The organism is Mucilaginibacter sp. MD40, assembly GCF_002288635.1.
In the GTDB taxonomy this organism is placed as follows: domain Bacteria; phylum Bacteroidota; class Bacteroidia; order Sphingobacteriales; family Sphingobacteriaceae; genus Mucilaginibacter.
On record NZ_NRSW01000001.1, the window covers coordinates 355,808 to 370,434 of the forward strand.

The 14,627-nt window shown below is 45.2% G+C and carries 11 protein-coding genes and 1 tRNA gene; 8 read left to right on the top strand and 4 right to left on the bottom strand.

The window, feature by feature from the left end:
• Positions 1-4: 4 nt before the first annotated feature.
• The 4 genes from CKK33_RS01600 to CKK33_RS01615 are packed head-to-tail and all read left to right on the top strand — an operon-like array spanning position 5 to position 5,729.
• The gene (locus tag CKK33_RS01600) at positions 5-3,124 is read left to right on the top strand and encodes an efflux RND transporter permease subunit (RefSeq protein WP_095702425.1); all 3,120 of its coding nucleotides are present in this window, start codon (positions 5-7) and stop codon (positions 3,122-3,124) included.
• Between the two features lie 5 nt (positions 3,125-3,129).
• The gene (locus CKK33_RS01605) at positions 3,130-4,461 is read left to right on the top strand and encodes a TolC family protein (protein ID WP_095702426.1); all 1,332 of its coding nucleotides are present in this window, start codon (positions 3,130-3,132) and stop codon (positions 4,459-4,461) included.
• A 27-nt stretch (positions 4,462-4,488) separates the two neighbouring features.
• Entirely contained in the window at positions 4,489-4,869 is a 381-nt protein-coding gene (locus tag CKK33_RS01610; RefSeq protein ID WP_095702427.1) for a response regulator, read from the top strand.
• Positions 4,866-5,729 carry an N-acetylglucosamine kinase gene (locus CKK33_RS01615; RefSeq protein ID WP_095702428.1) on the top strand — a complete coding sequence of 288 codons (864 nt, stop codon included), beginning with the start codon at positions 4,866-4,868 and terminating at the stop codon, positions 5,727-5,729. Before CKK33_RS01610 ends, CKK33_RS01615 begins: the two co-directional genes overlap by 4 nt.
• A gap of 6 nt (positions 5,730-5,735) precedes the next feature.
• Here CKK33_RS01615 and lnt read toward each other — a convergent pair whose 3' ends face one another.
• Positions 5,736-7,340, bottom strand: coding sequence for an apolipoprotein N-acyltransferase (lnt, locus tag CKK33_RS01620; protein WP_095702429.1), 1,605 nt, complete (start codon positions 7,338-7,340; stop codon positions 5,736-5,738).
• A 38-nt stretch (positions 7,341-7,378) separates the two neighbouring features.
• Positions 7,379-8,341 carry an isopenicillin N synthase family oxygenase gene (locus CKK33_RS01625; protein WP_095702430.1) on the bottom strand — a complete coding sequence of 321 codons (963 nt, stop codon included), beginning with the start codon at positions 8,339-8,341 and terminating at the stop codon, positions 7,379-7,381.
• 180 nt (positions 8,342-8,521) lie between these two features.
• On the opposite strand from CKK33_RS01625, the gene CKK33_RS19380 reads away from it, so the two are divergent.
• Complete coding sequence (locus tag CKK33_RS19380) at positions 8,522-10,327, top strand: DUF6600 domain-containing protein (protein WP_143822880.1); 1,806 nt, start codon at positions 8,522-8,524, stop codon at positions 10,325-10,327.
• A gap of 55 nt (positions 10,328-10,382) precedes the next feature.
• On the opposite strand, the gene CKK33_RS01640 is transcribed toward CKK33_RS19380, so the two are convergent.
• Together CKK33_RS01640 and CKK33_RS01645 are read right to left on the bottom strand one after the other, a co-directional pair.
• Positions 10,383-11,234, bottom strand: coding sequence for a ferritin-like domain-containing protein (locus CKK33_RS01640; RefSeq protein WP_095702431.1), 852 nt, complete (start codon positions 11,232-11,234; stop codon positions 10,383-10,385).
• Positions 11,235-11,244: 10 nt separating this feature from the next.
• Entirely contained in the window at positions 11,245-11,937 is a 693-nt protein-coding gene (locus CKK33_RS01645; RefSeq protein WP_095702432.1) for a ferritin-like domain-containing protein, read from the bottom strand.
• A 412-nt stretch (positions 11,938-12,349) separates the two neighbouring features.
• On the opposite strand from CKK33_RS01645, the gene CKK33_RS01650 reads away from it, so the two are divergent.
• From CKK33_RS01650 to CKK33_RS01660, 3 genes are all read left to right on the top strand, one after another.
• Positions 12,350-12,661: a hypothetical protein gene (locus CKK33_RS01650; protein WP_095702433.1), complete on the top strand. Its 312-nt coding sequence runs from the start codon at positions 12,350-12,352 to the stop codon at positions 12,659-12,661.
• Positions 12,662-12,758: 97 nt separating this feature from the next.
• Positions 12,759-12,833: transfer RNA gene (locus tag CKK33_RS01655), tRNA-Val, on the top strand.
• Positions 12,834-13,122: 289 nt separating this feature from the next.
• A complete protein-coding gene (locus CKK33_RS01660) occupies positions 13,123-14,358 on the top strand; it encodes a site-specific integrase (protein ID WP_095702434.1) in 1,236 nt (411 codons plus the stop codon).
• Positions 14,359-14,627: the final 269 nt, after the last annotated feature.

Genomic DNA, 14,627 nt, shown 5'->3' on the forward strand with positions numbered 1-14,627 from the left:
AAGTATGAGTTTATCGTCCATTAGTATAAAACGGCCAGTATTGGCAACAGTAATGTCTGTTGTGATAGTGGTATTCGGTGTTATTGGCTATAAGTTCCTGGGCGTGCGCGATTTCCCATCGGTAGACCCGCCCATCATTTCGGTATCTACCAGCTACTCGGGCGCTAACGCCGATGTTATTGAATCACAAATCACCGAACCTTTGGAAAAAGCCATCAATGGTGTGCCGGGCATCCGTAATATATCATCTACAAGTTCGGTAGGCCAGAGTAACATTACGGTAGAGTTTAACCTTGATGCCGACCTGGAAACCGCTGCCAACGACGTACGCGATAAAGTGGGCCAGGCGCAGCGCCAGTTACCACAGGATATTAACGCGCCACCGGTTGTAACCAAGGCCGATGCTAATGCCGACCAGATCATCACCCTTACCGTTAGCAGCAACACCCGTAATATTATGCAGGTGGATGACTATGCCGAGAACGTATTACAGGAGGGCCTCCAAACCATACCCGGCGTAAGCTCTATTAACATACAGGGCCAACGCCAGTATGCCATGCGCTTATGGATCGATCCCAATAAAATATCTGCATTGGGTTTAACCGCAACTGATATAGGTGCCGCTCTGAGTAAAGAGAACGTGGAACTGCCTGCCGGTAAAATAGAGGGTAATAATACCGAGCTAACCATAAGGGCGCTTGGCAAATTAACCGACGAAAAAGATTTTAACAACCTCATTATCCGCTCGGATAGCAATCGGGTGGTTCGTTTAAAAGACATTGGTTATGCTGTTTTAGGATCAGCCAATGAGGAAACCGCGTTCAAGGAATCGGGCATTCCGCAGGTAGGCCTTGCAGTGGTACCGCAGCCCGGTGCCAACTATGTACAAATAGCCAAAGATTTTTATGTTCGCCTTAAGCAGATAGAAAAAGACTTGCCGCCAGATATTACCGTAAAAGTGGCGTTGGATAATACTAAGTTCATTAATAACTCTATTGAAGAGGTTAAGGAAACCCTTATCATTTCTTTTGTACTGGTGGTAATTATTATTTACCTGTTCTTCCGCGACTGGCTTATCGCTTTCCGCCCGCTGATAGATATACCGGTATCGTTGATCGGCGCATTCTTTATTATGTATGTATGCGGTTTCTCTATTAATATCCTTACGCTGCTGGGTATCGTATTGGCAACGGGCCTGGTGGTGGATGATGGGATTGTGGTAACCGAGAACATCTATAAAAAGGTAGAAGAAGGCATGGATATCCGCAAGGCGGCCTTCCAGGGCTCGGCTGAGATCCTTTTCGCCGTTATTTCTACGTCTATTACCCTGGCAGCGGTATTCCTGCCCATCATGTTTTTGCAGGGCTTCACCGGAAGGTTGTTCCGCGAGTTCGCGGTGGTGGTTGCAGGTTCGGTATTGATATCAGCTTTTGTATCGCTCTCGTTAACGCCTATGCTTAACGTAAAGCTGATCCGCAAAAACCAGAAGAAATCAAAATTTTATTTAGCTACTGAGCCGTTCTTCGAAAGGATGACCACCGGGTACACCGAATCGCTGGTTAAGTTTATGAAACGCAGATGGGTATCATTTGTGATATTGGGTGGTTCACTGATCATAACAGGCGTATTACTCAAGGTCACCCCATCAGAACTGGCCCCGCTGGACGACCGCAGCTTACTGCGCTATACCGTTACAGGCTCAGAAGGAGCCACTTATGAGTACATGACCAGGTATATGGATAAAGTAGCCAACCTGGTAACCGACTCCATACCGGAAGCAAATGTGAATATTGAGATCGTTTCGCCTTCCTTTGGCGGGGGTTCAGCCAATACCGGTTTTGGCCGTATAGGTTTGGTAGCACCAGACCAGCGGGAACGCACCCAGCAGCAACTGGCCGACTGGCTCAACAAAAAGCTGTCCCGCATGCCCGATGCCCGCGCGATAGTAATACAGGAGCAAACTATTAGTGGCGGCGGTAGCGGGGCCAGGACTTCTTTACCTGTCCAGTTTGTGATCCAAAACCAGGACTTTGAAAAAATAAGAAAGGTACTGCCGGAGTTTTTCGCAGAAGTATCTAAAAGCCCTGTATTCCAGGGATCTGACGTTAACCTGAAATTCACTAAGCCCGAACTACGGGTAACTACCGATCGTGACCGGGCACGCGACCTGGGTGTATCGGTTGCCGATATAGCCCAAACGCTGCAGCTGTACTACAGTGCAGGCCGTTTAGATTATTTCCTTATCAATGGCAAGCAATACCAGGTAATTGCCCAGGTTGACCGCGCCAACCGCGATCAGCCACTTGACCTTAAATCGGTATATGTGCGCAGCAGCAAAGGCACGCTGGTACAGTTGGATAACGTGGTAAAAGTTTCTGAAAGTGCCACACCACCATCTATCTATCACTTTAACCGCTTTAAATCGGCCACGTTGCAGGCAGGCCTTTCGCCGGGCCATACCATTGGCGATGGTATAGCTGAAATGAACCGCATAGCCAAAGGCCTTCTGGATGAATCATTCAGTACCGAACTGGCCGGCCCTTCACGAGATTATGCGGAAGGTTCGTCCAACATTCTTTTCGCGTTCGGCTTTGCTTTGTTGCTCATCTATTTGGTACTGGCCGCACAGTTTGAAAGTTTTGTTGACCCGTTTATTGTAATGCTCACTGTACCGCTGGCTATCGCGGGGGCTTTTATATCACTATGGCTGTTTGATCAAACCTTTAATATATTCAGCCAGATCGGTATCATTACGCTGGTGGGCCTGGTAACCAAAAATGGTATCTTGATCGTCGAGTTCGCCAACCAGCGCATGGAACACGGGCTAAGCAAGTATGAGGCCGTGGTTGAGGCCGCTACATCGCGCCTGCGCCCCATTTTAATGACGAGCCTTGCCGTGGTATTAGGCTCTGTGCCTATTGCCCTCGCATTGGGCGCGGGGGCTAAAAGCCGTGTATCATTAGGTATCGTAATTATTGGCGGCATGTTGTTCTCACTGGTATTAACCCTGTATGTGATCCCCACCATGTACATGGTTTTTGCAGCTAAAACGCGCCGCGACCCAGATGATGAACCCGAAGATACCACTGAACCCAAAACGCCTTTACTGATAGATAAACTTTAAGCAATATGAATATCAAAAAAACACTTTGCTTTTTGGTTTGCACTACTGCATTAATAACCGGGTTACGTGCGCAAACCAGTACCAACCCCGCCGCGCCGCGCCTAACACTGCGTGAGGCAATAGAAATAGCGCTTAAAAACAATTATAATATAAAGCTTTCTCAAAATAATTCTACCATTGCCAGCAACAACGTAACATTAGGCAACGCGGGCTTTTTACCGGTAGTTACAGGCGACGCTGCTTTTAACGCCAGCCGGCAAAAAATTAAACAAACCCGTAGCGGCGGTGCCGTTAATAACCTTAATGCCAACAACACCAACAATAACTACGGCGTTAACCTCAACTGGACCATTTTTGACGGCTTTAACATGTTTGCCAATTATGACATGCTTAAGCAACAGGATAAACTGGGTACACTTCGCCTGCAGGACACCATACAATCTACCGTGGCCAATGTAATTACTACTTACTACAGCCTCGTAAGCCAGAACGTGCAGATAAAGGCCCTGCAAGGCGCCATTGATATATCGCGCACGCAACTACGCTATGCCAATGATAAATATACCGTTGGCCGGGTTGCCAAGCTGGATGTATACAATGCCCAAATCAATCTTAATACAGATACCGCCACCCTTATCTCGCAGATACAGCAATATAAGAACACCCAAATACAACTTAACCGCCTGCTGGTACGCAACCTGCAAACAGATTTTTCTGTGGGCGATACCATATTGGTAAGCAATAAGTTGGTGCTGGGCGATATTCTTTCCAAAGCGCAAACGCAGAACCCGGCCATCTTGTCGGCACAGATCAACAAACGCCTGGCCGAAATTAACCTGAAACAAGTGCGCTCCAACCGTTACCCTGTGGTAGGCGTAACATCGGGCTATACGTTTAGCAACAGCCGCACCCCGGCAGGCTTTACACTTACGCAAAACGCGCATGGGCTGGCCTACGGTCTTACCGCATCTATTAACATTTTCGATGGCTTTAACCAATGGCGTAAAGAGCGAAATGCCAAACTACAGATTGATAATGCCGAGATCAACCGTAAACAAACGCAGTTAGAAATAGAAGCACAGATCAGCAACTTTTTTGTCGCATACCTCTCCGGCCTCGATCTCATCAAGATCAGCCAATCAAATGTGGAACTGACCAAAAAAAATCTGGATATATCACTTGAAAAATATCGCCTGGGCAACATTACCCCGCTGGAAATACGCGAGGCACAACGTAATTATCTCAATGCCGAATCTGTGTACGCCAATGCCCTCTACCAATCAAAAATGGCTGAGGTTACGCTCCAGCAAATAACAAATAGTATAAATATTCAATAATTTACATAAAATGTATATTTTTGATAAATGCCTAATAAATTCCATACCTGTTTACTGGTTGACGATAATTACATAGATAATTTCGTTACGCGCAGGATATTGGAAAGCGTTGATTTCGCTGATGACATTGTTGTTATCCAATCGGCAACAGAAGCACTGGATGCATTGCAAAAAGGCGCTGTTAAACCTGATGTTATATTTCTTGATATTCGTATGCCGCAGATGAGCGGTTTTGAGTTTTTAAAAGCTTACGAAACATTGGGAACCGATAAGAGCGGCACAAAAATATTTATGCTTTCATCGTCGTTAGACCCTACCGACATGAACAACTCCCTCAGCAATAAATATGTTACCCAGTTTGTGCATAAACCTTTAACGCATGAGGCGCTCGAGGAACTTTGTACATGATATTAGTAGCAGATAGCGGATCATCCAAAACAGACTGGCTGCTGGCTGTACCCGGCCAGGGCAACAAGGCTTTCAAATCAGCCGGTTTAAACCCTTATTTTTTATCAGAGAAAGAAATTGCCCGGATCATCCAGGATCAATTACCTGAAATGACAGCCTACGCGAACGAGGTAACCGAAATATACTTCTTCGGCGCGGGGTGCTCCAGCCCGGACAGGCATGAAATTGTGAGCAATGCTATCAGCAGTATTTTTACTGAGGCTTATGTAAGTGTAGATAGTGACCTGCTGGCATCGGCCTATGCCACTTGTGGCCACGAGAAAGGCTTTTGTTGCGTATTGGGCACCGGCTCAAATATTTCTTTTTTTGATGGCGACAACATCCACGACGGGCAGCATGGCCTGGGCTATGTTTTGGGCGACGAAGGCAGCGGCACCTGGTTTGGAAAAATACTGTTAACCAACTATCTGTACGGCCGTATGCCGGCAGATATAGCCGCGAAATTTAAAGAAGCCTTTAACCCCACTAAGGAAGCGGTTATAGAAAACGTATATCGCAAACCACGAGGTAATGCCTACCTGGCAGCCTTTTCTAAATTTTTAACAGATATCCGCACTACCGCATACGCCCAAAATGTTTTGCAAAAGGGGTTACAGGAGTTTGTTGACACCAATATCAAGCAATCGTACCCGCAGTATGATAAGTTTAAGTGCCATTTTGTAGGCTCTATAGCTTATGTTTTTGCTGATGAACTAAAAGCGGTTTGCAAAGCCAACGGCATACACGTGGGGAAAATTATACGCCAGCCTATTAACGACCTGCAGGAATTTATCCTGAAACGGGATAATCCGGTGGAGTAAAACGTTTTATTTCTTACGGATGCGGATCAGTATAAATACGACGCCCACCAAAGCCAGCACGCTGCCGGTTTTTGGCAGATAATCGCCATGTTGGGTGTAGAAAGTAATATCACTGTTCAGGTTGATGTCCTGTTTTAAAGCGGTGCGTACCCACCATTTACTTTGCTGTACAATATCGCCCCGCTGGTTAATAAAGGCAGATATGCCGGTATTGGCAGAGCGGCAAACCCATCGGCGGTTCTCAATAGCGCGTAGTTTGGCATAATCCAGGTGCTGGTCTTTTCCGGAAGTATTTTCCCACCAGCCATCATTGGTAATAACTGCGATAAATTGTGCGCCCTGCTTTACCGAGCGTGCCACCCAGTTACCCCAGATAGATTCATAGCAGATAATGGGCGCCGCGCCAATACCGCTTTGCGAATAAAATACGCTTGGCTCCGTTTGCAGCCCATAAGCGCCAACCGCACCGCCCAGATGCTCAAAAACGGGTTTGATAAAAGATAGCGTGTTACCAAACGGTAATGATTCCGCACCCGGCACCAGCCGCGATTTATGGTAGAATTGTACCTTATCAGAATTTTCGATGTTGAGGGCCGAGCTAAAACGATCATAGAACATGCCACCATCTGTTGGGCTTGCCGTTGTAGTGGCGCGGGTAGTATAAAACTTGTGCGTTTCGCCACCGGTAATTACATTCCCGTTTTTGTATTTGCTCAGGAATTGCTTTACCTGCAAAAACGGTATTTCGGTATGGATGCGGTCTTCATCCATATCCTGCACCAGGGCAGTTTCGGGCCAAATAAAATACTCCGTATTTGGCTGCGCCAGCGAATCAGATAGGTGAGTTAATATGGATAACTGCACGTTAGGTGGCATCGATCCTTCTTTTTCATAAGGATCAATATTTGGCTGCACCACAATGATGTTGGATGGGTTAGGCTGTTCATCATAATGATAATACGTATATAACGAAAAGCCCAGCGGCGCCACTATGAAGAAGACAAGCAAGGCAATAAGTTTTAAACGCGTTGCCTTAGACTGATTTTCGCGCAGGCCAATGTAGATAAGAAAAGCCAGGATATTAACGATCCAAACCCAGATAGTACCGCCATATACCCCTGTATAACTATACCATTGCACCCATTGATGCGTAACGGCGAAGCCATTACCGAGCGTCATCCACGGGAAATTAAGGTCCCAGCTTTGGTGCAGGTACTCATACCCTATCCAAAAACATACTAATGCGCCAAGGCTAATGCCCCGGCTGGTAATTAGCCTTAACCTGTAATATAGCCAGCACGCCGTTGCCATCAACAGCGGCCCCAGCGCGTACGGGATAAGAGTGATAGGAACAGCGGTCACCGGCCCTATCATTTTAAGGGCATTGTACACCCAGTAAATGCACAGCACATTCCATACAAAAAAGCCCAGGAAAGTGGTGTTAAATATTTTTTTACCCTTGCGCTTAACGTCGGCCCCGATGATGTTCTCCATTGCCACCAGCATAGGCACAAAGCCCACAAAAAGCATAAAAGTGGTGTAATGGGTAGGCGGCCAGGCCAGCCAAAGCATCAGCCCGGAAAAAACAGACAGCATTACATTCCTTTTCATCAATTCTTTTTCAGGCTGGTGCGTCAACAACAACAAACTTATTTCTTAAGGCCAATTTCTCTCAAACGCTCGTCAAGATATTCTCCCGCTGTAATATCGGTATACAATTTTGGGTGCTCTGCATCTATAGTTGACGGTAAACTGGTGAGATCCATGTTTGATTTAGGATGCAGGAAGAAAGGAACCGAAAAGCGTGAGTTCTTCATTTCTTCGCGCGGAGGGTTCACTACCCTGTGCGTAGTTGATTTTAATTTATTATTGGTTAAACGCTGCAGCATATCGCCTACGTTTACTACCAGGTCTTCGCCGTGTGCTTTCACGGGGAACCAGGTATTATCTCTTGTAAGCAGCTCGAGGCCATCGGCGCTGGCGCCAATTAGTAAGGTAATGAGGTTAATATCCTCATGAGCGCCGGCACGCACCGCGTCGGCAGGCAAAGCATCAGGGTTCTCAATAGGAAAATAATGCAGCGTACGTAATATGGAGTTACCGTTATGCACCTTATCATCAAAGTAATGCTCATCGAGCCCAAGATAAACCGCTATAGCCCTTAACAAGTGTATACCTGCGCCCTCCAGCTTTTTGTATACCTCTTCGGTAACCGCATTAAACTCGGGCTGCTCTTCCACCTTAACATTATCCGGATATAATTCCTTTTCAGGAGCGCCGTCGGTAACGGTTTGGCCAATTTGCCAAAACTCTTTCAGATCAGGCACCTTAAAGCCTTTGGCTGTTTCTTTATTTTTACCGGTATACCCGCGCTGTCCCGCAAGGCCGGGGATCTCATATTTCGCTTTTATCTCCTCAGGCAGGGCAAAAAGCGCCTTTACCTGGGCGTACAGCTTATCAATTAGCTCTTTACTGAGCCCGTGATTGGTAATGGTTACAAAGCCGGTTTCATTAAATGCTTTACCTATAGCATCAGAAAAAGCTTTGCGCTCATCGGCATTGCCATTGATGTAGGTGTTAAGATCCAGGCGAGGAATATTTACGGTACTCATATCTCAAATGTTTAAAGCCAAAATTATCCATTTTTTAGGGACATTACATGCAGCAGCGGTAAAAAAGCAATTACATGCATAATTGCTCGGGGTAGCCAAAACAATTACATGGTTAAACGTTTGAGTTATTGTACAGTCTGACCTATAACATCACAACCAAAACCAATAATAAATAGAAGCATGAAAAAGTTAAACCAAATATGGGGAACAGCACTTGTGGCTCTTCTGCTGATCATCTCGGCACCCAATAAAATATTCGCTCAGCCGGGAGGCTACGTTTCCAACCAGGAGTTTTATGACGAACTGGCTCCTTACGGCACCTGGGTATATGATGAACAGTACGGCAACGTATGGATACCCGATGTTGACCAAAACTTCAGGCCGTATGCTACCAACGGCTATTGGGCCATGACCGAGTATGGCAATACCTGGGTGTCTAATTACCCATGGGGATGGGCAGCCTTCCATTACGGCCGCTGGCGCTTTGATAACTACTACGGATGGGAATGGATTCCGGGTAGCGAATGGGCACCGGCATGGGTAAGCTGGAGAAATGGTGGCGGTTACTATGGCTGGGCACCCCTTGAACCAAGGATAAGTATTAACGCTTACTATTCAAATGATTATTATATACCGGATAATTATTGGGTTTTTGCCCCTCAGCAATGCATCACCTACCCCAATATTTACAACTATTATGTACCCAGCTACCGGGTAAGGACTATTATCCAAAACACCACTTACATAAATAATACATATGTGTACAATAACCGCACTTATGTAGCAGGCCCGCGACGTGCAGATATCGAAAGGATAACCAATCGCCCTGTAAGGGTTTATAATGTGGTTAACGCAACTCAACCGTCACGCATCACCGTAAATAACAATAATATTAATATTTACAGGCCGGAGGTACGCCGTGATGCTAATGCCCGCCCAGCACGTGTGGTAGATGCAGCGGCATACAGGCAGCAAAATCCAAATCAGCGTATTGCGAGTGTTGATAATCGCCGCGGAGCTGGATATAACCCATCTAATGCAGCAAGGCTGGCGCAAACTGTGCGCAGTGAAGCGCCAGACACCAGGGTAGTTCGCGTGAATAGTACTGTTGATGGGAGAGGGAATGCTAACCCTGCGGCTAATGGCAACCGCCCGAACCGTACGTTTACACCCGGCAATATCGACCAGCAGCAACAGCGCAACTATGACCGTCAGCAAGCCGAGCAGCAACAGCAAAGGCGAAACTATGACGGCAACCGCCCTGCTCGCGGCTATCAGGATGCTCAGCAAATGCAACAAGCGCGTGAACAACAACGTCAACAACAAGATCAACAGCGCCAGCAGCAGATGCAGCAGGCTCGTGAACAGCAACGCCAGCAACAGGATCAACAGCGTCAACAGCAAATGCAACAGGCCCGCGAACAACAACGCCAACAGATGGACCAGCAGCGTCAGCAGCAGATGCAGCAAGCTCGCGAACAACAGCGGCAGCAGCAAGAGCAGCAGCGCCAGCAACAAGACCAACAGCGCCAGCAGCAAATGCAGCAAGCCCGCGAACAACAACGCCAACAGCAGGAGCAGCAACGCCAGCAACAAGACCAACAGCGCCAGCAGCAAATGCAGCAAGCTCGTGAACAACAACGTCAACAGCAGGAGCAACAGCGCCAGCAGCAAATGCAGCAAGCCCGCGAACAACAACGCCAACAGCAAGAGCAACAGCGTCAACAACAAGACCAGCAGCGTCAGCAGCAGATGCAGCAAGCTCGTGAGCAACAACGTCAACAGCAGGAGCAGCAGCGCCAGCAGCAACAAGAGCAACAGCGTCAACAACAGGAACAACAACGCCAGCAACAAATGCAACAGGCTCGTGAACAGCAAAGGCAACAGCAAGAGCAACAGCGTCAACAACAAGAACAAGCTCGCGAACAACAGCGGCAGCAGCAAGAGCAGCAACGCCAGCCAGGCCAGCGCCCGGTACGTAATTAAAACAAAAAGCCCGGTGAATACCGGGCTTTTTTTATACAATCGTTATTAAATAAGCTTATTGCACAATAAATGAACCTACTACTAAGCTGGTTACCTGATCTTTAGTAAGCGGTTCATCAAAAGCTGCTGATGCTGCTTCTGTAGAAACATTAAGTGCAGTTACCAGGTTAACACCACCCTGGGTTACATTCTCCTCGCCTGCGTAGTTAGCGTCAACCAAAGATAAACCGGTATCGTTACCTAATGAAGCTGAACTTACAATGTACGGTTTGTTATTAGGCGCCTGGTTAAGGTCGCGGCGCAGTTTACGGATGGCAGAAGCATGGCGTGCCTCAACCGCATGTATAGATAATGCCGCGGTTAATACAGTTTGGTTACCCAATAATACAGGCGCCTGGCCTTTATAAGCACGCACACCGGTATCTTCAAATACCTGCGCTACCGCTAAAAAGGTTGCGTAATTGGTAAATACATCTTTAAAAGGACCATTACCTTTGTTGTTACCGCCTGTAAAGTCGTACGTTGAAGCCTGTACCGGAGTAGCGTTAAGTGAAGTGATCACATTCTGCAAAAACTTAACGTGCGCGTTTTCGTCACGTCTGATCACACCTATGTAATCGCTGTTACCTGAAGGTATTAAGCCTGTGCTGGCAAAGCCCTGGTTATAAAACGCGGCCTCCAGGTATTCCAGTGTTAAAGCAAAGTTTAACACACCTACCACATCTGTTGTAGAAGCTGCACCATAAGCCCTCTTAAGCATAGTACCTAATGCGAAAGGCAAGGCTGCAACAGCTACTTTTGAACCAAAGCTGGTAATATTTTTTATGGCAGCACGGCGCGGGTTTAAACGTTCTGTTATTTCCGGGTCTACCTTTTCAATTTCGTCTATAATGTTAAATATATTCATGGCCGTAGGGTTAAATGGTGTAATTAAAGCTTGAAGCGGAAACTTTGGTTTTCAAGAACGCGTTAGCGATTGGCAATACATCGGCAATAGCTTTAGAGCCGTTTAATCCGTTGGCATCTACCTGGTCTGATGATACAAAGCTTCCTCCATTGATCAGGTTAGCAATTAAAGCCGCATGCCTTGCCTCAACAGACACAATTTTACCGGCTATGGTTAAATAAGTAGCGCTCTGAATGAGATAGCCTGCACCGTCATAAGCCTGCACACCAAGGTCTTCAAAAGCTTTAGCAGTAGCCAAAACGTTATCGCGGCTGCTAAAATTGATCTTACTGAAATCAGGAGTAAGTTGCTTAATAGCGCTGGTACCTAAAGCCGCTTTAAAAAATTCGCGGTGTATCACCTCATGGTCGCGTATATCAGTCATGTAGGTTAGCTCGAGGTTTGTAATGCCGCTATAAGGAGTAGCAACTACCTGGGTGTAAAAGGCTGCTTCTAATTGTTCCAGGGCGTAAGCATAGTTAAGAATACCAATATCGCCCGATCCAATATCCGAACCGTTTACGGGGTCAACCATAACGCGGTCTTTGTGGCAGGCGGTGGCTCCCAAAACTGCTACAGCCGCAGCCCCTGCTCCGGCATAACGCAAGAACGACCTTCTGGCCATATTTGCCCCGCCTGAAATTGGGTTAATGTCTGTTTTCATAAAAAGTTGTTTTAGTTTATATTAAGTTTTATACAGGGAATTACGCCGCTTTGTTTAATGCGGATTTTATACTTTTTAACTTTATAGCAAATGGGAGTGATTATAGCAAATGGGAGTGATTAAAAGGCACAAAAAAGGCCGAAAGACTCTCGCAGTATTTCGGCCCTACATCTACCTATGAAAAACTCCCTTTGAGAAGGGTATTTAAACTTATACAAACATAATGCCCACTATTAAAAAGCTGAAATTTGCTTAAAAATGCCATTATTTAAAGAAGAAGGAAAAATTGCTGTAGAATTTGCTTCTCATAGTGTAGAAATTTAACTCTTAATCGCATTTTAATTTCCACTATAGGAAACGGCTGTTTACAACTATTTCTAAACTAATTGTAACTATCAATGTTAGAGATAGTATGGAACACAATGTGTATTTATTAGCAACCGACCCTGGTAACCCTTGCCGGGATGTGATACACTCAAGAGATACCAACTTGAAAATACGTGTGTACTGCTTAAATGAGGATAATTTTACGGCAAGTGACAATGAAATACAGTTGTATGGCTATGCCCATAATAAGTTATATGCGTTTGAAACCATCAACATTAACGCGGAGGACGCTTTAGATGTGGTAAGCGCTATACAATGGTATGCCGACTATATTGACTACCCTCAAATGGAAATTTTACCTGAAGACCCTCGTCACGGCCATGACAAAGCCATGTAATAAAAATAATTAGCTGCTTTACTGCAACTTATATTTTTTTTAAATATTTTTTTTGACACAATAAAACTAAACTCTATATTTGCATTCCCAAACGCAAGGGAGCATAGCTCAGCTGGTTCAGAGCATCTGCCTTACAAGCAGAGGGTCACAGGTTCGAATCCTGTTGCTCCCACTAAGTGGACCATCAGAAACCACCAAAACCCTGTAAATCAGCTGATTTACAGGGTTTTTTGTTTTAACCCATATCAATTTTACGCAAAGTTTCTCAATGTTCTGGATACCAAAGTGAGTACCAAAGTAAGATGCTTACTTTTGTGGTACTCACTTTGCTCACAAGTTACTGATATATAGATCATTAAATCGGTATTTTGGTGCTTTTTGAGCTTGTTTGATACGGTATTTAAGGCTGTTTTTTTTGCCGGATACCAAATTACTGTGAAACGTATCAAATTAAATGAAGCATGAAAACAACAAACAGACTGAGCATTCACTTTAAAGTGCGTGTGGAAAGAGAAAAAGACGGTAAAGCACCGGTCTACATGGGATTAACCGTAAATGGCTCAAAATGCTACATAGCCCTCAAGAGCCTTCAGGTGGACCTTGCCCATTGGGACATTGCAAAAGGAAGCGGACGATGCAATACCAAACAGGGCAGGAAGATCACCGAGTACCTGGACGATGTCAGATTAATTATCAAAGAGCATTATCGTCAGTTGGAGATTAAAGGACACCGGGTCACTACTGAGGCGCTTAAAGATGCTTTCTTAGGCAATGTAAATGAAGAAAAGTTGATTACCTTTAACGATTTGGTTGCCTATCATAATGAGCAAGCGATAACCCTTTTAAGCGAGGGAACGATGAAGCACTATTATGTAACCCAGCGCTACCTGACCAAATTCTTTCAAAAGAAATTTAATCGGGACAATATCAACCTAATTGATCTTGATTATAAATTCATTGCCGACTTCGAACTGTTCCTGTACAATCACAAACCCAAAGATCATCAGAAGCCGATGGACACCAACGGGGTGCTTAAGCATTTAATACGACTTAAAAAGATGGTCAACCTGGCTGTTAACCTGAAGTGGATCCCTGCTAATCCTTTTCTTGGTTTTAAAATGAGCCGAAAGAAGGTAGATAAGGAGTTTTTAAACGAATGGGAACTGAAGTCCATTGAGACAAAGCAGTTCGACATAGAACGCCTTAACCTGGTAAAAGACATCTTCATCTTTGCTTGTTACACCGGACTCGCTTATGTAGATATGATCAATCTTAAACCAGAGAATATTGTCATTGGCCTCGATGGTGAACGGTGGATCAGAACATTTCGTCAGAAGACGCTAGTGCCAGTCAATACACCTATTTTGCCGAAAGCAATGGAAATCATTGATAGGTATAGAAATAATATTCGTGCGGAAGCGAATGGCACCATCTTTCCGGTAATCTCGAACCAAAAGCTTAACAGCTATTTAAAAGAAATAGCAGACCATACAGGCATACAGAAAAATCTGACTTTTCACGTGGCCCGCCATACCTTCGCAACTACCATCACCCTATCTAACGGAGTTCCAATTGAAACCGTTAGCAAGATGCTTGGCCATACCAAACTTGCCACAACGCAGATTTATGCCAGAGTATTGGAGAAAAAGATTAGTGAAGATATGCTGCTGCTTAAGAGTAAGCTTCAACATCTTTAATCCCAATTGAAAAAAAGTCAAGTATCTAAACTTTCAACTTAATTAAAATTTTTCACAAAAAGTACATGTATAGAAAAAGGCCTCTTTCTATACATGTACAATACCATATGCATGCTTTTTTGATTTTTTGTATATGTAATATATGCGGTATAAAGAAACTCTTCACAACGCATACCGCACATACGTTTGCCATGACTAATACATAAGATAACAACGTGCCTCTTGGAACGGCAGGCAAAATGCTTGGCCATAAAGAAATAAGGAATACG